Source organism: Pseudomonas profundi, assembly GCF_008638305.1.
Taxonomy (GTDB): domain Bacteria; phylum Pseudomonadota; class Gammaproteobacteria; order Pseudomonadales; family Pseudomonadaceae; genus Halopseudomonas; species Halopseudomonas profundi.
Genome location: NZ_VTPZ01000004.1, coordinates 242431 through 261901, shown reverse-complemented (window position 1 = coordinate 261901; position 19471 = coordinate 242431). Strand labels below are relative to the sequence as shown.

19 protein-coding genes are annotated in these 19471 nt (G+C 58.4%); 7 read left to right on the top strand and 12 right to left on the bottom strand.

The window, feature by feature from the left end; genetic code table 11:
* Positions 1-48: 48 nt before the first annotated feature.
* Positions 49-1443: an FAD-binding oxidoreductase gene (locus tag FZE95_RS07865; protein WP_150300306.1), complete on the bottom strand. Its 1395-nt coding sequence runs from the start codon at positions 1441-1443 to the stop codon at positions 49-51.
* Positions 1444-1617: 174 nt separating this feature from the next.
* Between FZE95_RS07865 and serA the strand changes: the two genes are divergently transcribed.
* Positions 1618-2847: a phosphoglycerate dehydrogenase gene (gene serA, locus FZE95_RS07860; protein WP_150300305.1), complete on the top strand. Its 1230-nt coding sequence runs from the start codon at positions 1618-1620 to the stop codon at positions 2845-2847.
* Between the two features lie 72 nt (positions 2848-2919).
* Here serA and FZE95_RS07855 read toward each other — a convergent pair whose 3' ends face one another.
* Positions 2920-3408: a DUF523 domain-containing protein gene (locus tag FZE95_RS07855; protein WP_150300304.1), complete on the bottom strand. Its 489-nt coding sequence runs from the start codon at positions 3406-3408 to the stop codon at positions 2920-2922.
* A gap of 5 nt (positions 3409-3413) precedes the next feature.
* Entirely contained in the window at positions 3414-4052 is a 639-nt protein-coding gene (locus FZE95_RS07850; protein ID WP_150300303.1) for a 2OG-Fe(II) oxygenase, read from the bottom strand.
* 205 nt (positions 4053-4257) lie between these two features.
* Here FZE95_RS07850 and FZE95_RS07845 point away from each other — a divergent pair, with 205 nt between their 5' ends.
* A complete protein-coding gene (locus FZE95_RS07845) occupies positions 4258-5013 on the top strand; it encodes a DUF2059 domain-containing protein (RefSeq protein ID WP_190324526.1) in 756 nt (251 codons plus the stop codon).
* 34 nt (positions 5014-5047) lie between these two features.
* On the opposite strand, the gene FZE95_RS07840 is transcribed toward FZE95_RS07845, so the two are convergent.
* Positions 5048-5980: an alpha/beta hydrolase gene (locus FZE95_RS07840; RefSeq protein WP_150300301.1), complete on the bottom strand. Its 933-nt coding sequence runs from the start codon at positions 5978-5980 to the stop codon at positions 5048-5050.
* Positions 5981-6136: 156 nt separating this feature from the next.
* On the opposite strand from FZE95_RS07840, the gene FZE95_RS07835 reads away from it, so the two are divergent.
* Positions 6137-8314 (top strand): malate synthase G, encoded by a 2178-nt coding sequence (locus tag FZE95_RS07835; protein WP_150300300.1) that lies wholly within the window; start codon positions 6137-6139, stop codon positions 8312-8314.
* Positions 8315-8392: 78 nt separating this feature from the next.
* Here FZE95_RS07835 and FZE95_RS07830 read toward each other — a convergent pair whose 3' ends face one another.
* The 7 genes from FZE95_RS07830 to FZE95_RS07800 all read right to left on the bottom strand — a co-directional run bounded on the left by FZE95_RS07830 (position 8393) and on the right by FZE95_RS07800 (position 15680).
* Positions 8393-9721: an ATP-binding protein gene (locus FZE95_RS07830; protein ID WP_150300299.1), complete on the bottom strand. Its 1329-nt coding sequence runs from the start codon at positions 9719-9721 to the stop codon at positions 8393-8395.
* On the bottom strand, positions 9718-10383 hold the full coding sequence (locus tag FZE95_RS07825) for a response regulator transcription factor (RefSeq protein ID WP_150300298.1): 666 nt from the start codon (positions 10381-10383) through the stop codon (positions 9718-9720). Before FZE95_RS07825 ends, FZE95_RS07830 begins: the two co-directional genes overlap by 4 nt.
* Positions 10383-10688 (bottom strand): PepSY domain-containing protein, encoded by a 306-nt coding sequence (locus FZE95_RS07820; RefSeq protein WP_150300297.1) that lies wholly within the window; start codon positions 10686-10688, stop codon positions 10383-10385. Before FZE95_RS07820 ends, FZE95_RS07825 begins: the two co-directional genes overlap by 1 nt.
* Complete coding sequence (locus tag FZE95_RS07815) at positions 10689-10997, bottom strand: PepSY domain-containing protein (protein WP_150300296.1); 309 nt, start codon at positions 10995-10997, stop codon at positions 10689-10691.
* A gap of 189 nt (positions 10998-11186) precedes the next feature.
* The gene (locus FZE95_RS07810) at positions 11187-12437 is read right to left on the bottom strand and encodes an RICIN domain-containing protein (protein ID WP_150300295.1); all 1251 of its coding nucleotides are present in this window, start codon (positions 12435-12437) and stop codon (positions 11187-11189) included.
* 37 nt (positions 12438-12474) lie between these two features.
* The gene (locus FZE95_RS07805) at positions 12475-13293 is read right to left on the bottom strand and encodes a hypothetical protein (protein WP_150300294.1); all 819 of its coding nucleotides are present in this window, start codon (positions 13291-13293) and stop codon (positions 12475-12477) included.
* A 338-nt stretch (positions 13294-13631) separates the two neighbouring features.
* Positions 13632-15680 (bottom strand): TonB-dependent receptor domain-containing protein, encoded by a 2049-nt coding sequence (locus FZE95_RS07800; RefSeq protein WP_150300293.1) that lies wholly within the window; start codon positions 15678-15680, stop codon positions 13632-13634.
* Positions 15681-15927: 247 nt separating this feature from the next.
* Here FZE95_RS07800 and yghU point away from each other — a divergent pair, with 247 nt between their 5' ends.
* Complete coding sequence (gene yghU / locus FZE95_RS07795) at positions 15928-16818, top strand: glutathione-dependent disulfide-bond oxidoreductase (RefSeq protein ID WP_150300292.1); 891 nt, start codon at positions 15928-15930, stop codon at positions 16816-16818.
* Here the strand turns inward: yghU and FZE95_RS07790 are convergent.
* Complete coding sequence (locus FZE95_RS07790) at positions 16812-17009, bottom strand: hypothetical protein (protein WP_150300291.1); 198 nt, start codon at positions 17007-17009, stop codon at positions 16812-16814. The two genes, yghU and FZE95_RS07790, sit on opposite strands and share 7 nt — an antisense overlap.
* Before the next feature lie 45 nt (positions 17010-17054).
* Here FZE95_RS07790 and FZE95_RS07785 point away from each other — a divergent pair, with 45 nt between their 5' ends.
* The 3 genes from FZE95_RS07785 (at position 17055) to FZE95_RS07775 (ending at position 19444) form a co-directional block, all read left to right on the top strand.
* Positions 17055-17729 (top strand): MOSC domain-containing protein, encoded by a 675-nt coding sequence (locus FZE95_RS07785; protein WP_150300290.1) that lies wholly within the window; start codon positions 17055-17057, stop codon positions 17727-17729.
* 157 nt (positions 17730-17886) lie between these two features.
* Positions 17887-18207, top strand: coding sequence for a quaternary ammonium compound efflux SMR transporter SugE (sugE, locus tag FZE95_RS07780; RefSeq protein ID WP_150300289.1), 321 nt, complete (start codon positions 17887-17889; stop codon positions 18205-18207).
* 103 nt (positions 18208-18310) lie between these two features.
* Positions 18311-19444, top strand: coding sequence for a glutathione S-transferase family protein (locus tag FZE95_RS07775; RefSeq protein WP_150300288.1), 1134 nt, complete (start codon positions 18311-18313; stop codon positions 19442-19444).
* Positions 19445-19471 lie beyond the last annotated feature (27 nt).

The following is a 19471-nucleotide window of genomic DNA, read 5'->3' as shown; positions in this document are numbered from 1 at the left end:
GGTAAAGGCCGGCCTGCTACGGGTTCAGCAGGCCGTAAACGGGACGGCTCAGACGGCAAATATCTTGCCTGGATTCATGATGCCGTTAGGGTCGAACACCGCCTTGATCGATTTCATCACCGCAATCTCCGCTTCACTGCGGCTGTAGGTCAGATAATCGCGTTTGGTCATGCCGACGCCGTGCTCGGCGGAAATCGAGCCGTTGTATTTCTGCACGATTTCAAACACCCATTTATTCACCGTTGCGCAGCGGGCAAAGAAGTCATCCTTGGGCAACGCTTCAGGCTTGAGAATGTTCAGGTGCAGGTTGCCGTCACCGATATGGCCGAACCAGACGATCTCGAAGTCAGGATAGTGCTCACCGACGATACTGTCGATATCGTGCAGAAACGCCGGGACCTGGCCGACAGTGACCGAAATATCGTTCTTGTATGGCGTCCAGTGGGCAATGGTTTCGGAAATGAACTCGCGGAGCTTCCACAGGTTCTGCAGCTGTTGCTCGCTCTGGCTCATCACTCCATCGAGCACCCAGCCCTGCTCAACGCAATGCTCGAAGGTTTCCAGCGCCTGGGTGGCAATGTCTTCGCTGATTGCCTCGAACTCAAGCAGCGCATAGAAAGGGCAGTCAGTCTCAAAGGGAGCTGGCACATCACCGCGCCCAAGCACCTTGGCCATCGCCTTGTCGGAGAAGAACTCGAACGCAGTGAGATCCAGCTTGCCCTGAAAGGCATGCAATACGGGCATGATCGAATCGAAATCCGGCGTACCCAGCACCATCGCCGTCAGATTGCGCGGCGCGCGCTCCAGGCGCATGGTCGCCTCAACCACGAAGCCCAGCGTGCCTTCGGCCCCGATAAACAGCTGACGCAGGTCGTAACCCGTGGCGTTCTTGATCAGATCCTTGTTCAATTCGAGCAACTCGCCGGTACCTGTCACGACCTTGAGGCCGGCTACCCAATTGCGCGTCATGCCATAGCGGATCACCTTGATACCGCCGGCATTGGTGCCGATATTGCCGCCGATCTGGCTTGACCCGGCCGAGGCGAAATCAACCGGATAATACAATCCCTTGTCTTCAGCGAATTGCTGCAGCTGCGCGGTTACTACGCCCGGCTGACATACCACCGAGCGGTCAAATTCATTGAAGTCGAGAATCTGGTTCATGTAATCGAAGGACACTACGATCTCGCCATTGGCCGCTACCGCCGCTGCGGACAGCCCGGTACGTCCACCCGACGGTACCAGTGCCAGCTTCTGCTCATTGGCGAAACGCACCAGCGCCTGAACCTGTTCGACCGTTCTGGGAAACACTACAGCCAGCGGAGCCGGCTCGAAATGCTTGGTCCAATCCTTGCCCCAGTTATTCAGGGATTCGGCATCAACGCGCACCTTGTCAGGCTCGACCAGGGTCTTCAGGGTTTCGATCACGGCTTCAGGGGTCATGGCTGCTCTCAAACGAAATTCATGCTGCGCAGGAATAGATTTCACGCAGCGACAGGCATCAAAAAAGGGAGATTATGCTAGCATACGCGGCTTCCAACACAGGACACTTCTGTCGGCCACTGAGCCGCAAAGCGCTCCCGGCTCATTTCATCAGTACTACGGGAAAATTGACACATGGCCATCACCTCGCTGGACAAAAGCAAGATCAAGTTTCTGCTCCTCGAGGGTGTGCACCAGACTGCCGTCGACACGCTAAAGGCAGCCGGTTACACCAACATCGACTATCACGCTGGCTCGCTGCCTGATGAGCAGCTCAAGGAAGCGATTGCCGATGCGCACTTTGTCGGCATCCGTTCACGCAGCCAGCTGACCGAAGATGTGTTCCGTCATGCCAATAAACTGATCGCCGTCGGGTGTTTTTGCATCGGCACCAACCAGGTCGATCTCGACGCCGCCCGTGAGCGCGGCATCGCCGTGTTCAATGCGCCCTATTCCAACACCCGCTCCGTGGCCGAGCTGGTGCTCGCCGAGGCCATTCTGTTGCTGCGCGGCATTCCGGAAAAGAACGCCGTAGCCCACCGCGGCGGCTGGCTGAAGAGCGCGACCAATTCCTTCGAAATCCGTGGCAAGAAGCTCGGCATCGTCGGCTACGGCTCGATTGGTACTCAGCTGTCAGTCCTTGCTGAAGGGCTGGGCATGCAGGTGATCTTCTATGACGTGGTGACCAAGCTGCCATTGGGCAATGCCGCCCAGGTTGGTTCGTTAACCGAATTGCTTGGCGAAGCCGATATCGTCACCCTGCACGTACCGGAAACCGCCGCCACCAAGTGGATGATCGGCGAGAAGGAAATCCGTGCAATGAAGAAAGGCGGCATCCTGATCAATGCTGCGCGCGGCACTGTCGTTGACATCGAAGCCCTGGCGGCTGCGCTGGCTGACAAGCATCTAAACGGCGCCGCCATCGACGTATTTCCGGTCGAGCCACGCTCCAACAATGACGAGTTTATCTCGCCATTGCGCGAGTTCGATAATTGCCTGTTGACGCCACACGTGGGCGGTTCAACCATGGAAGCGCAGGCCAACATCGGTCTGGAAGTCGCCGAGAAGCTGGTGCGCTACAGTGACAACGGCACTTCCATCACCTCGGTCAACTTCCCCGAAGTCGCACTGCCGTCGCACCCCGGCAAACACCGTTTGCTGCACATTCACAAGAACGTGCCCGGCGTGATGAGCGAGATCAACCAGGTGTTTGCAGAAAACGGCATCAACATCTGCGGCCAGTTCCTGCAGACCAATGAGAAGGTTGGTTACGTCGTGATTGACGTCGATGCAGCCTATTCCGATCTGGCCCTGGAAAAAATCCTGCAGGTCAAAGGCACTATTCGCAGCCGCGTATTGTTCTGATAGTCCCGGCTCTGCGGAGGTTTCGGTGCGGCCGCGCCGAAACCTCCGCGGGTTTGGTCTCGCACTGCCGGTTCAGCCTTTTGATCCGTCCAGCACCAGCGCCAGCTTGTCCAGCTCTTCCTCGTTGAATACCTGAACACCCGCCTGCTTCAATGCCGCCGCTGTCACGCCTTCACCCGCCACCCTGGTCCCGGTGAAGGTACCGTCGTAATTCTCGTTATTACCGCAGGATGGACTGCGCGCCTTGAGTACGGCGAATCGAATGCCGTGCTGCTTCACCAGTTGTAATGCGAGTTGCGCACCACTCAGAAACTCGAAGGTCACGTCATCCCCGCTCACCGTTCTGACTTTCAGTTGACCTGCCAGCACGGCTGCGCCCTGCCCTCCAGGTATCTCCGCAGGCGGACGTGGAGTCGGTAATCCGCCAGCTACTTCCGGACAAATCGGGATAACGCGGCCCTCAGCCTGCCAACGCTGCAGCAGGCCATGGGGTCCGCCTGCAGTGCCGTCGTAACGTACCGGCTGGCCGAGCAGGCAACTGCTGACAAGGAGCTTTTCCATCAGCTCTAGCGCAATAACGGGTTGAGCGGGCGGCGACGAAACCAGCCAACCAGACTGGCCCGTTCCTTATGCGCCTGAAGGACTTCATGCAAAATGCTGTCACTCATGAACACCACCAGGGTGCCAGCGGTGGGAGCCACGTCCACCGCACCCTCCTTGAGGTGCAACCGCAACTCCCCACCATCACCAGGCTGCCAGCTCTGATTGAGATAAGCCACAACCGAAACCATACGCAGCGGATTATTCTTGAAGCGGTCCAGATGCTTGCTGTAACCGGAACCGGGCGGATACAGAGCAAAATGCGTTTCGAAGCTGTCGAGTCCAAGATACAACGACCGATTAAGGGTCTCACGCAACGCCTCGAGTATCTGCAAGTACTCGTCCTGACAGGCCCGCGGCGAACAATCGTCCAGCCACCGGGTGTAGTCCCCGCGGATCTCCGGAACCACCGCCAGGTCCGAGCCGTGACCAATTGCGGCCGGAGTCAGCGCATCGTTTTGCCACATATGGCGACAGGCCTGCGCCAATGCTGCGATCAGTGACGGGGAAAAAACCTTGGCTTGAACTGACCAGCCTTTCACCGCCAGATCATCGGCCACCTGCTCAAAGCAACTGGACACTTGCGCAACAGGGAACTCGGACATCGATGTTTCGCTCAAAAAAGGAACCTTGAAGTCAGCCAGCCGGCTGGACAGAATCGATCCGGAGCGGGACCGGATTTATTGTAGCCTGCTCACCGGAATCAGTTGCTATTTCACTATGAGCCCGAGCAGGCCAGCAACCAGAAACTCGACAAGCCCTCCGGTCCAGCAGACACTACTCCCCGCCATCCCCACATTAGAGGCATCAATGCGCCTGACTGCACTGCACACCCTGATACTGACGCTTCTGACCACACTGTTACTTCACAGCTTCGCCGCACAGGCTGCGCCGGGATCAACCGCGGCGCTCTATCAGGCGTCGGGAATGAATCAACACCAGGAACATTTTCAGTTCGCCCTGAAGGCTGCGCAACAACGCTATGCGAAGCAGCTACCAGCAAGCATTTATGAAACGCTCGTCACCCAGAGCAACCTGCGTTTCGCCCCGAAAGAAATGCATGATCGTGCGCTGGCGCGGCTTGCGCTGACGCTTCAGGATGAAGACCAGCGCCAGGCACTTGCCTTTTACGACAGTCCCTTGGGCCGCAAGGTGGTTGGCGCCGAAACCCGCGCCACGTCCCCTGCCGCTATTGTGGCCATGCAACGCGGCTTGCCGGAACCCGAGCTGACCCCGGAGCGACGCGCACAAATCGAGCGACTGAGCGAGCTCTTGCCAGCGCTGGATATCGGCGTCGAAGTCTCGTTGTCACTGGCCAGTCTGGCTGCCGCCAGCGCGAACAGTTTTCTGGGCGGGCTGATGCAGATCCCCGAATCCGTGGTAACCGGCCGTCGCGGCGATCTGCGCAATCAAATGCAGCCTAACCTACCGGCGACACTGGCGCATGTTTACCGCGACCTCAGCGATGACGAGCTGGCTGGCCTGATCAAATGGAGCGAATCGGAACATGGAAAGCTGTTTTACGCGGCGGTGGAACTGGCCGTTCGCGACGCGCTGAATCCCTGAGTACAGGCTCAAGCCAGGACGGCTAGCGCCTCACTCAGAAGCCCAGCTTGTCGCTCAACCAGTCCAGATACTCTTTGCGCAGCGCCTTGCCTTCGTTGGCCAGGTGGTGACGCGCCTTGGGTAGATAGAGCAGCTCGGGCGCGTCGAATTTCTCCTGCAGAACCTTGATATTGTGCTGCCAATCAACAGTGCCATCCGCCTGGCCCTGAATGATCAACGGCCGGTGCGACGCAGGTGCGGCCGACTCGATGCGGGGGATCCACTTTTCCAGCGCCTGAACCCAGGCAACCGGCAGTATCTGCGCCTGAAGCGGATCACGCTCCCTGATGAAAGCGAGGAAATCGGGGTCATTGGAATTATCGGTAAAACGTCTGCCAAGCTGCTGGATGAAGCCGCCAAGCAACTTGAGGCTCATCTGCGACATCCCCCACTGCCGAGGCCGGACCAGCGGCGCCATCAGAATATTTTCGCCCGTCTCGGTCGGCATCTCACCGTGCAGCAGGCGGTCGATCAGTATCGCGCCGCCGGTGCTTTGTCCGAGAAAATGCCAGGGTCCGGGAAGATTCCAGTCCACGGCGCTTTGCAGTACGCCATCGAGCGCCTTCTGATAGCGCAGGAAACAATCAATGCTTGCCCTGTCACCGCTGGACAGGCCATGTCCGGGAAGATCGAAGGCGAGCACTGCCAGCTTATGCCCCAGCGCCCAGCGAATCAGGTGCCGATACAGCCCCATATGATCGTAATAACCGTGCAGGATAACCAGCGTGCCCTTGGGCCGCGATGGGCGCCATAGCTGGACGGCGAGATCAAACCCGTCGGCGTGCACTTTTCCGAGATGCTGCTCGACATGCCGGCTGAAATCGATGCCGTAATAATTGGCATATTTCAGCGCAGCCGCATCCGAAGGCCTTCCCGGCTCCAGCTCCGGCAGGCCTTCGATCAGCAAATCCAGAAAAGCCTGATCCATTAACATTCCGTCATTATACGCCTGGGCTCTGTGGCTAGCGCTTTAGAATTCCACGTGCCGGGCATGATTTGCAACCTGTCATCGTGTAACATGCTGCCTCTCCAAATTCCACGTCCTGCGCGTTCGCGCAGGTTGTCTGCAGAGTGAGGGTTTTCCATGACTGAACGCGTCCAAGTCGGCAGCTTACAGGTTGCCAAAATACTCCACGACTTCGTCAATCAGCAGGCCATCCCCGGTACCGGTGTCGATGCCGACGCTTTCTGGTCTGGTGTTGAGAAGCTGATCACAGACCTGGCGCCAATCAACAAGGCCCTACTCGCCAAACGCGATGATTTCCAGAACCAGATCGATGCCTGGCACAACCAGCGCACCGGTCAAGCGCACGACCCGGTCGCCTACAAGGCGTTCCTGCAGGAAATCGGTTACCTGTTACCCGAACCTGACGATTTCAGTGCGACGACCGAAAACGTCGACGAAGAAATTGCCCGCCTGGCTGGCCCACAACTGGTCGTTCCGGTCACCAACGCCCGCTTTGCCCTGAACGCGGCGAACGCCCGCTGGGGTTCACTGTACGATGCGCTGTACGGTACCGATGCGATTTCCGAGGAAGATGGCGCCACCAAAGGTCCGGGCTACAACGAAATCCGGGGCAACAAGGTCATTGCCTACGCCCGCGCGTTCCTCGATGAGGCAGCCCCGCTGGCCGAAGGTTCCCACGTCGACTCCATCGAATACCTCGTCAAGGACGGCCAACTGGTCGTCAAGCTGAAGAATGGCAGCCAGACCGGTCTCAAGGATGCAGCACAGTTTGTCGGCTTCCAGGGTGACGCTGAATCCCCCAAAGGGGTGTTGTGCAAGCACAACGGTCTGCATTTCGAGATTCAGATCGATCCCACCAGCAATGTTGGCCAGACTGATGCCGCCGGCGTAAAAGACGTACTCATGGAAGCTGCGCTGACTACCATCATGGATTGCGAAGATTCCATCGCCGCTGTTGATGCCGAAGACAAGACTCTGGTCTACCGTAACTGGCTGGGCCTGATGAAGGGCGATCTGGCCGAGAGCGTGGCCAAGGGCGGCAGCTCCTTCACCCGCACCATGAATCCGGACCGCGAATACACTGCTGCAGACGGCTCAAGCCTGACGTTGCACGGTCGTTCCCTGCTGTTCGTGCGTAACGTTGGCCACCTGATGACCAACGATGCCATCCTCGACAAGGATGGCAACGAAGTACCCGAGGGCCTCATGGACGCCGCAATCACCAGCCTGATCGCCATGCACAACCTCAACGGCAATACCGCGCGCCGCAACACCCGTACCGGCTCTGTATACATCGTCAAACCCAAGATGCATGGCCCGGAAGAAGTCGCCTTCGCCACTGAGCTGTTCAGCCGCGTCGAAGACCTGCTCGGCCTGAAGCGCAACACGTTGAAAGTCGGCATCATGGACGAGGAGCGCCGTACATCGCTGAACCTGAAAGCCTGCATCAAGGCCGCCAGCGAGCGCGTTGCCTTCATCAACACCGGCTTCCTCGACCGTACCGGTGACGAAATCCATACCTCCATGGAAGCCGGCGCGATGGTACGCAAGGGTGAAATGAAGGCCGCCAAGTGGATCGGTGCCTACGAGAACAACAACGTCGACATCGGCCTGGCAACCGGCCTCAAGGGCCGCGCGCAAATCGGCAAGGGCATGTGGGCCATGCCTGACCTGATGGCGGCAATGCTTGAGCAGAAAATCGGCCATCCGATGGCGGGCGCGAATACCGCGTGGGTACCCTCCCCGACTGCGGCTACCCTGCACGCTTTGCATTACCACAAGGTCAACGTGGCGGAGCGTCAGGCCGAGCTGGCCAGCCGCACGCCGGCGTCAATCGACGACATTCTGACCCTGCCTCTGGCCACCAACACCGACTGGTCAGCTGAAGAAATCCAGCAGGAACTGGACAACAACGCCCAGGGGATCCTCGGCTACGTTGTACGCTGGATTGATCAGGGTGTCGGTTGCTCCAAGGTCCCGGATATCAATGACGTCGGGCTGATGGAAGACCGCGCTACCCTGCGTATCTCCAGCCAGCACATTGCCAACTGGCTGCGTCATGGCATCTGCACCGAAGAGCAGGTGCTGGAAACCATGAAGCGCATGGCCGCCGTCGTTGATCGTCAGAACGACAGTGACCCGGCATACAAGGCAATGGCGCCTGATTTCGATAACAGCGTTGCCTTCCAGGCTGCCGTCGAGCTGTGCATCGAGGGCACCAAGCAGCCGAACGGCTACACCGAGCCGGTCCTGCACCGACGTCGCCGCGAGTTCAAGGCGAAGTACGGCTGCTGATCAGCTTCCGGTAGTACAAAAATCCCGGCCTTGGTGCCGGGATTTTTTATGGGCGCTCGAAATGCCTGTATTCGGATTTTATTCCAGCGGCGGCTTGCTGCGCGGCAGCTGGATGCAAACAGACAAGCCGCCCAAAGCGCTAGTGTCGAATATCAGCTCGCCCTGCCAGGCGGCAAGAATGTCTCGCACAATACCCAACCCCAATCCCTGGCCATCGACATGCTGATCCAGGCGGGTTCCACGATCCAACACCCGGGCTCGCTCGGCGCGTTCGATCCCCGGACCATCGTCTTCGATCAGAATACGGTAAGCGTCCACATCCTCTACGATCGTCAGCATGACTGCCGAGCGCGCCCATTTGCAGGCGTTATCCAGCAGATTACCAAGCAATTCCAGCATATCCTCACGGTCCCAAGGCAGCCGGCACGCCGGTGGCGCCGACCAGCGCAGCGTAATGTCTCGCTGATGGATCATGCGCAGGGTATCAAGCAGCGAGGGCAGCTCCGCTGCACAGTCGAAATGGGCGCCTGGCAATACATCACCGGCCAGGCGCGCCCGGTTCAATTCACGGCTGACCCTATGTTGAATCTGGCTCAGTTGCTCCTCCAGACTGGCGCGCAATGCCGGGTGGGCTGAGAGTTCCTCGCGCGTGATCAGGCTGCCCAGCACCGCAAGTGGCGTCTTCAGCGCGTGACCGAGGTTGCCCAGCGCGTGGCGTGATCGCTTCAGAGTATTGTCGGTGTGCGACAGCAAGTGGTTGATCTGCTCAATCAGCGGTTGCAGCTCAACCGGTGCCCTGACCTCCAGTTGCTGACGCTGGCCCTGCTGCAATTGGGCGACCTGCTGACGCGCCTGTTCCAGCGGCCGCAGGGCAGTCTTCACCGCATAACGCTGGAGCAACACCAGGATCAACACAAACAACATGACCAGCCCAAAGCCGCCCAGACGTACCTGGGCGAAGCTGTCGAGTACCGGAGTGTAATCCTGTGCCGCGCTGATATGGATGGTCTCGCCATCACGCTGATACTGCCCGCGATACGCCATCAAACGTTGATCCTGCGGACCATCAATAAGCCCATCACTCAGCCCCGCGCTGCCTGGCCATTCAGGATCGGCGTCCCACAAGGAGCGGGAACGCCAGGTGCGTCCAGCCACATCGATACGGAAGTAATGGCCCGAGAAGGCACGCTGGTAACGTGGATTGATGCGCCGGGCATCGAGCTGCACGCCATCTGCGCCTGGTACCAGCGCTATGAGCAGCCCCTCGGTTTCATCGCGCAGGTCGGCTTCCAGAGTGCGACGCAGACCCGCCTCGAACAGCCAGAGGCTGGTTTGCAGCAAAAGCAGACTCAGAATGACCAGAACCGCTACCAGCCCGAGGCTCAGGCTTCGCTGTATGGATCTCAAGAGGCGCCGCCGAACCGATAACCCTGCCCGCGACGGGTTTCGAACAGCTCACGGCCAAGCTTGCCGCGCAGGCGGTTAATATGGACTTCGATGACGTTGGAGTCGCGCTCAGTCTCACCATCATAGAGGTGCTCGGCCAACTGCGATTTCGACAGCAGCTGCCCCGGATGCAGCATGAAGTAGCGCAGCAGACGGAACTCGCCCGCAGTCAATTCGATCTCCTGATCCTGCTTGCGGCACAGCTGCCGTGATTCATCCAGTTCCAGCCCGCCAGCCTGTAATAATGGCTGGTTGGCCAGTCCATGGGCGCGCCGCAACAATCCCTGAATGCGCAACAGCAGTTCCTCGGGATGGAAGGGCTTGGTCAGATAATCGTCCGCGCCGGCCTTCAGACCCTCAATTCGCTCTGCCCAGGAACCACGCGCGGTAAGGATCAGTACCGGCGTTGCCAAACCACGCGCGCGCCAGTCACGCAATACCTCAAGCCCCGGTTTGCCTGGCAAGCCGAGGTCGAGAATGATGAGGTCATAAGGCTCACTGCTACCCTGGTAATCCGCGTCACGGCCATCGGTCAGCCAGTCCGTGGCATAGCCCTGGCGACTGAGACTGGTCACTAGCTCGTCGGCCAGCGGCACGTTGTCTTCGACCAATAACAGCCGCATCAATCTTCCTCGTCCTGAAGCACGCGACCGTCCCGGGCGTTGATTTCCAGCTCACGGGCGACGCCGTCGGCCGTGAGCAATTCGATTTCATAGATATAAACGCCGTCATCCTCTTCCAGCTCTGCTTCAAGCAAGCGCGCGCCAGGATGCGACTCCGAAACGCGCTGCAATATGCTCTCCAGCGGCAGAATCAAGCCCTCACGGCGTAACTGCAGGGCTTCATCCTGATCAAGATCACGGCTTGCCGCTGGCGTGGCGGCAAGCAACATGGCCAAGGGGAGCATTGAAAGAGTGGTAAGCCGCATTTAGTCGTCCTGATGGTCCTTCAGCACTTCGCCGGTCTTGGCGTCGAGCTCGAGATCCCATTGCACACCTTTTTCATCGCGCAGTTCAACTTCATAGAAATACCGGCCATTTTCTTCATCAAGCTCAGTGTCCTCGATCTGGGCGCCAGGGTGCTTGGCCAGAGCTGCCTCGTTGAGCTTTTCAAAGGATTGGATGGTGCCTGCGTCACGCAGTTTCAATGCTTCATCCGGGCCAACGTCCTTGGCCAGCGCCAGGTTCGCACCCAGCGTCAGGGAAGCGGCAAGGATCAGCGTAGTCAGTGTTTTCATGGGTTCAGTTCCTGTGGTTGGTTTTGACGTTCACAGAATAAGAGCCCGTGCTTAACTGAACCTGAACGAAGCCACACCAGAATATACGGCTTCGATCGCACAGAGCCTGCTCAGGTGCCTGCGCGTGGGTTTTGCCAGGCGAAAAAAAGCCCCACCGATGGTGAGGCTTGATTGCGCATGCTTGAAACCTTACAACCCGGTAAAACTGAACCGCTGACTGTCAGATCCGCTACAGGTGGCCTGGGTCAGGCTGCTGCCATTGGCATTACTCCCGGCATCCAGGCAAAGACCGCTGTGTCGCGCTGTCACCTGAAACTTGCCCTCCTCAACCTGTTTGAGCTGCCATTGCTGGCTCTCCCGCTCCGAACACCTGTATGCAATGACATTCGCACCTGCGCGTCTGCTGCTCGCAACCACATTCAGACAACCCTGCGTGCCAGTGCTGGCCAGCTTCACGACATCACCTTCCTGACGCGTCAGTGTCCATTGCTGATTGGGCGCCTGGGTACATGACCACTGCACCACATCGCTCATGCCCCATCGGGAATTGTTGACGTTCAGGCAGCGACCATTAGCTGCGACTTTGATCAGGTAATTCCCGTTTTGCACGGTACCCTCTGGATCGGTGGGTTCCGTGGGTTCGTTCGGCTCGTTAGGTTCCGTGGGCTCTTCCGGTTCCGTCGGATCAGGGTTCGGCACGGGCCCGCCGCCAACCTTGGTGGGACGGAAGACCGCCACGCGGTCCTTCACGTTGTTTATTGCCTTGGCTGCATCCGCCTCGCCCTGTGCGCCTTCCTCGACACCACAAGGGTATCCGCGGCACTGGATTCGCGGATTGGAAAACACCGACATCTTGGCGGCCCGGTAATACCATTCGTAGGTCATCAGGGTACCGAATGCGCCGTTGACGCCATGCCCGAGCGCGTAGCGGTATTCTGAGCCGGCGGTATCGCCCTGCGCTCTGGAGTGGTTGAGGCCCATGTTATGGCCGAGTTCATGGGCCAGTGCGGCGGGACCACAACCAGCGCCGAGAACGTTGAAGGCATAACTGGCGTGAACCGCGAGATAACCGACCCCACAGTTGCCGGACTGATGGAGCTGGGTGACAAAGTCTGCACCGACGCGATCACGAATTTGTGCGACCGAGGAAGACCGCGCCACATTCACCAATGCCTGACTCATATCGCTGGAGGCGAAGTCATTGCGTTCCACGCCAACGATACGCAGCTGCAGATCGACCTGGCTGTTGCGGTACATGGTATTAATCTGATCCTGCCAGGACTTGAGGACAACTGCCGGTTCGCCCTGCATCCGGGAGGCGCTGTAATCGTCATAGAGTACGAGGAGATCGATTTGCGCTGCGTGAGCAGTGTGGGTCGCGCCACTGACGACCAGAGCGGTAGCGCCAAGTTTGAGGTAAAGCCCGAGACGTTTGATCATGGGTGTTTGTTTCCAGCAAGAGATTGGAAGGGAGGATTCAGAGCTCGTCCGGGATGATGAAATCCGGCTCGTTCTCGTCGAACTTGAACAGCGTGGATGCGTTGGCAATCCAGCCTTGTTCGCCTACCGCTTCTATGACGAAATGGCCTTCTGGCGTAAACATACCGCCTGAGGCCATCCGTTGGCCGGAAGTAAAGGTAACGTCGTACGCCGAACCGGACTCGTCGGTCACAGCGCCCAACTCATCGACCAGCTTGCCGTGCCAGGTGACGGTGCCGTCATTGTTGGCGACAGCCTGGGTGATTTCTGCCTGATAGTTTTGGCCGCTCTGGCTGACAGGCAATTCAAGCGTGTCCCCGGCGACCAGGCTCTCCAGCTTCATGCGGCTGAATTCAATGAATTCACGCCCGTCGTTGCGTTCTTCTTCGGTCAAATCAAGCCCGGCGCCAGCATCATCACTGGGTTCCCAGGCAGACGCCGCGGCAAGCGCATCCCGCACCTTGGTCGGGTCAAAAGCCTGCCCATCACGGCGTGCAGTCATTTCATGCAAACGCATCGCCATGGTCGGGTAATCGGGATTCAGCTCGGCCAGCTGGGGCTCCTGCAACAGGTCTGCATCGGTAACAGCGCTTTGTGCAGCATCCGGATCGCCACGTTTTTCAGCAGCCGGCGAGCGCTGTTCTTCCGAACGCACCTGTTCAGAGTTGACCGCGCCGCCTGTGGATACCGAGTCAGTTGAGGCCGACGCCTGCTCAACAGCCTGCTCTTCCACCGGCGCCTCACTCGACTGCGACGCCCAGAAAACAGCCCCCAGAAAAATGGTACCAAACGCCAGCGCCGGATAGATCGGTTTCATATGTTCAGCCTTTTACTGATTGCTGCGCCGGGACAGAGCAACACCGACGGAACGCAGACAGCCTTGCGAATGGTCGTTCACCGAATTATCGGTGATATCCCTTGTTCATAGCGGGACGCCTTCACAAATTGGGTCGACCAAACAGGATCAAGCTGAAAAATGATAAGTAGGCACGCAACGCAGCCAGGACGGCAGTGGCTTTCAGATTGGCTTAGCTGAGCAGGCGGGAGGGGGCATTCAAACGCAGGGGGCGGCAGAACGTTACAAGAAACAGCATTGACTGAGCAGATCAAGCAGCGGCCTGAAGGTTTACAGGCCGCACCTTGACTAACCGAGGATCAGAAATCCATGGTCAAACCAACAACCATACGGCGGCCATCCAGCACCGCGCCATACTCCTCGCTGGTAACTTCCTTGTTGGCGATGTTGTACAGGCCTGCCTTGACGTCCAGGCTATCCGTTGCCTTGTACACCACACCGGCGTCGAAGAAGCCGTATCCCGGCGTGCCATCTGACATGCTGGTGCGGCTCAGATATTCCGAGGTCTCGCTCCGGTAGTTGCCCTGCAGCCAGGCATTCCATCTGGGCGTTATTGTCCAGTCGAGCAAGGCATTGGCCATGTGCTTGGGCTGTTTGTTCAAAGGATCTCCCTTGAACTCGCCGGTTTTCTGCTCGGATTCGGTGTAGGTGTAGCTTCCGCTTAACCAGAGCGAGGAATGCAGCGCGTAGTCCAGAGTCAACTCGACACCCTGCATGATCGCTTCATCAACGTTGGTACGGGTACTCAGGAAGTAATAGTCGGTACCAGCGAAACCACAGGACCAGGCCGCCACGTTGTTACGGTTGTCACCCGAACCGTCGGCATCCGTCACGCAGAAGCGATCTTCTGCAATCTTGTCCTTGTACTGGGTGTGGAAGACCATGAGGCTGGTGTTGAAGCCCAGCTCGACATTGTCATAGTTGAACCCCACCTCATAGTTGGTGCTGCTTTCCGGGTCCAGCTCCGGGTTACCGATGATCAACGCACGCGGATGGGGTGCCGGGGAGCCGCCGCCCCCGGTGCCACGCCCGAAGCCTTCGGTAGCGTCCGCAAGGCCCGGTTGTTTGTAGCCCGTGGAAACCCCGCCCTTCAGGGTCAGATTCGGGGTTGACTGGTAAACCGCGTATACACGCGGCGACAGGTAACCGCCGAATAGCTCGTCATCGTTGTAGCGCAGGCCGGTGGTAACCGCCAGATCGTCGGTCACACCCCACTCGACTTCTGCGAACAACGCAGCGAGCCAGCGATCCACGCTCTTGACGGCACCAGGCACCCCGGAGGTCAGTAGCCCGTTGGTTTCATCGACAAAGTCTTCGTACTTGTACTGGGCCCCAAAGGTCAGTACATGCGAGCCAAGAAAGTAGTTTGCCTGGGTATTGAAAGTACTGACTTCCTCCTTCTTGGTAGCGTCCTGCACGCGTTCGGACACGTCGTGCTGAAGATAGGTGTTGGTGCGGAAATTGCCGTAGTGCCCGTCATGGGCCAGCACGTAGATGTCCTTGTCGAACTCGGTGGAGTTCTCCGTCGCGTCCGCTGCGATGCTGAGGCCCGGATGATGCGTTTCATCAAGGCGTGCAGCCTGATAGCTGGCCGAGAAACGGTTCTGTTCATCGGGCGTCAGGTACAACTCGACCCCGGCCTGACGACGCTTGCCATCCGGCGTGCTGGCCGCGCTGTCATCCAGCCCCTGATACTCGCTCTCATCGGTTACCGACTGCGAGCCATGGACCTTGGCACCCAACAAACCGGGAATCAGCGCACCGCCAGCATAGAAGTTGCCCAACCAGGCATCTTCACTGAGATCATTTTTTGCGAGGGTGTACTCGGCCGCTACGGTACCGGCCCAGGTATCACCACCTTTGCGGGTAATAATGTTGATGACGCCACCCATGGCTTCGGACCCATACAGCGACGACATCGGGCCACGTACCACTTCGATACGTTCGATCATCGACAGTGGCGGCAAACCGATCTGCTTGCCACCGTCACTGCCATTGGTGTTGACCGAGCGGCCTGCGGAAACGGGCCGACCATCGACCAGATACAGGGTGTAGGAGGAAGACATACCGCGGATGCTGACATCCTGCATGTTGCCGCCTCCGGTGACATACACTCCCGGGATGTTCTTCATGGCATCAACGACATCGGTGTACGACTGCTTTTCAAGCTGCTCGCGAGTGATCACGGAAATACTCGCAGGGGCGTTTGCAATGTTCTGTTCATATCCCGCAGCACTTATTACAGTAGTTGGTTGCAGCTCGACCGCGTCTTGCGCGTGGGCAAAGGATCCCATCGAAGTTGCCACAGCCAGACTGCACCCCAACCGGTGTCGATTGAATTTAACCATATTAAGAAAAGCTCCTTGGGGATGTCACTGTGGTTTTCATAACGGCCTGAGCCGGCCGAACCGCGGTTTCTGATCGCCACGAATAATATAATCATTCTCATTTAGCAGTAACTCTTATTTGCGATCTGTACGCATCGTTGCGTACAGCGGAACGGCGGTTCTGCTGAAATGGTCAATCTGAACTAGTCTGGATATCCTTCACCCTGATCAGATCAAACCCTCAAATCCCGAACCAGAGGCATCGCACATGACTGACGCAACCTACATACCGCCCAAAGTCTGGAAATGGGACGCGGAGAACGGTGGCAAATTTGCCAGCATCAATCGCCCGACTGCCGGGCCGACGCATGAACAGGAGCTGCCGGTCGGCAAGCATCCGCTGCAGCTCTACTCCCTGGCCACGCCGAACGGTATGAAAGTCACCATTCTCCTTGAGGAGCTATTGGCCGCGGGACATGAGCAGGCTGAATATGACGCTCATCTCATCAGAATTACCGAGGGCGACCAGTTCGGCAGCGGATTCGTCAGCATCAATCCCAACTCGAAGATCCCGGCCATGCTGGATACCAGCATCACCCCGCCGCTGCGCATCTTCGAATCAGGGTCGATCCTGTTGTACCTGGCAGAAAAATTCGGCGCCTTCATTCCACAGGATCTGGCCGGGCGAACCGAATGCCTGTCGTGGCTGTTCTGGCAAATGGGCGCCGGCCCACTGTTGGGCGGCGGCTTTGGTCACTTCTATGCCTACGCGCCGGAGAAATACGAGTACCCGATCAACCGCTACACCATGGAAGTGAAACGGCAACTGGACGTGCTCGACCGCCAGCTGGCGGAGCGGCAATATATCGCCGGAGACGAGTACAGCATTGCCGATATGGCAATCTGGCCCTGGTATGGCGCACTGGTGATGAACAAGGTGTACGAGGCGGCGGAGTTTCTCGAGGCTGGTTCCTATGCCAATGTGCTGCGCTGGGCCAAGGCCATTGAAGAAAGACCCGCCGTTCAGCGCGGCCGGATGGTGAACCGCACCTGGGGTGAACCTGAAGAGCAGCTTCCGGAACGCCATGACGCCAGCGATTTCGATAACCGCACCCAGGATAAACTTGATGCGGCCGGCGCGGGCGATGCAAATCAGTGAGCCATTTCGTCGCCCCAGGACGCTTGTAGCGTTTCGGGAGTCGTGCAATCCCGGGCTGCGCAGCGAGGCTGCAGGGTTGCGCTGAGCATTGATGACATGGACGTCATCACCAGGCTGATCGGAGCGCCCTGCAGCATGTCCGCGGGTTCGGCGAGCCTGAGCGACGTGGTACAGCCGCTACCGTTCGGCATAGAATTCCCACCTATCCTTCACGTACTCGCTCACCAGGTTTTGTCATGCCTTATTCTCCACGCGTCCTCTCTCTTAATGTGGGCAAATTACGGAACCTGCAGGTAGGCAGCAGGCTGAAACAAACCGGGCTGTTCAAACAGCCCGTGCAGGGTCCGCAGCTCATCGACGCAACGGGTTTGCCTGGGGACGACATCGTCAACAGACGTTTTCATGGCGGCCCGGATCAGGCTGTTTATCTCTACAGCCAGGAGGACATCGACTGGTGGAAGCAGCAATTACAGCGCGATATAGATCCGGGCTTTTTCGGCGAGAATCTTACGATTACTCACTGGTGGCCGTCCGTACGAGTAGGCGACATTCTGCAGGTAGGTGAATTGAGGATGGAAATAACCGCACCCAGGGTGCCTTGCGCAGTACTGGCTGCGCGGGTAGGCAGCCCGGCTTTCGTCAAGCAATTCGTCCACGCGGGGCGCTGTGGAGCCTACGCCAGAGTATTGCAACCCGGCTCGTTAAGTCCGGGTGAGATGCTACATATTACTGCTGCAGATGACTCGTACCCCACCGTGGAGGAGATTTTCCGCTATTGGCATAGCAAAACCCAGAATGCAGATTTTCTCCGTCGTGTTCTCGCCGCCCCTATCGCTTTTCTCCTGCGGGAGGCGCTGACAGAAAGATTGTTGAAAGCCGAAGCAGGCACACCTCAACTACCGATGTTCTGACCCGGTTCCGAATGACCATTGCCGGCGCCACTCACCTGCCGCCTGAAAGTCCACCCATCCGTTCTGATATTATTCTGTCAGACCCGTCTGCAGCGGGGACGACCCCGTTGCAGCGACCATAAGTTGGGGACGACCCCGATGTTCGTTTGGTAAGACAATGAACTGGATTCTTCTCTTTCTGGCCGGTCTGCTGGAAGTCGTGTGGGCGGTGGGGTTGAAATACACCGAGGGTTTTACCCGGCTATGGCCGAGCATCGGAACGCTGCTCGCCATGATTGTCAGCTTCGGCTTACTGGCTGTGGCGATGAAGACCCTGCCGCTGGGGACCGCCTACGCCGTGTGGGTCGGGATCGGTGTCATTGGCTCCGCCCTGCTCGGAGTGTTTCTCTTCGCTGAGCCGATGCCCCTCGGGCGGCTTGTCAGCCTTGCTCTCATATTGATGGGAATCATTGGCTTGAAAATGGCGGACAGCATTTGACGCCGTTCACATATTGCTATCCGTTTGCTGCTGGCTGCAGGCGACGCCCAGCAAAGCTGGCACAATCGCTCACAACGTTTTTCCAACTCACAAGGAGATATCGATGCCCGTCAGTTCCGCTGTCAACGTGCTTTACGGACTGCCCCACTCGCTTTATACCGGTATAGCCCGCAGCTACCTGCGCACGCAGGGCATCGCCTACCTGGAATTGCCACCAGCGCATGCTGATTTCGTCGAGCGGATTCTGCCGACCATCCAACGCAGCATTGTTCCTGTGCTGGAAACGCCGGACGGCGAGATCATTCAGGACAGCCTGGACATCATTGACCATTTCGAGCGCCAGGGCGTGCCGTACCCGGCCTACCCGGAAGGGCCCTTGCAGACAGTACTGGCAATCATTCTGCAGTACTACGGATGCCAGGCGATGCTGCGTCACGCCATGCACTATCGCTGGTCCTATCTCGAACCGCAGGAAACCTTTCTGCGCCACGCCTTCGCTGCCGGCAGCGATGCCGCGCGGGCCGAAACGATCATGGCGCGGATGCAATCCTATCTGCCGGCGCTTGGCGTAAACGCCGAGACGATTCCCTTGATCGAACAGTCCTTCGAAAACTTGCTGGATATTCTCGAGGCGCATTTTGCGCAGCACCCCTTCCTGTTCGGTGGCCGGCCAAGCGTGGCGGATTACGGCCTCATCGGTCCGATGTTCGCGCACCTGGGTCGCGACCCCGTGCCGTCCGATCTGATGAAGCGCCGCTCGCCCAACGTGTTCCGCTGGGTAGAGCGGATGACGGCGCCCGGCCTGGATACGCCGGACTTCCCCGGTTACGGCACTGACTTCATCACAGAGGATGCTATTCCTTCCACCCTGGAACCGCTGCTCAAGCAGGTCGCCGAGGAGATCTTTCCGGAGCTGACCACCAAGTTCGAATGCATGGATGCGCTGATAGACAAACTTCAGCCAGAAGACGGGCAACCGGTTGCAGACAAAGCCCACCAGCGCCATGTCGGACAGGTTGAAACCCGCTTTCGCGGCGCGCCGATCACCTCCGGCGTTGCGCCCTACTCGATGTACATCCTGCGGCGAGCGGATCAGCTACTGGAGCAGGCCGGCGACGCGGACCGCAGCAAGGTGCAGGCCTACCTGCAACGCTTCGGACTGGACAAAGCGTTGCCGGGTAAGCGTGGCTACAGCGTTGCTCGTCGAAACCATATCGAGGTCTGGGAGCGTCGTTAATCCCGAGCCCGGATAAATCGACGGTTC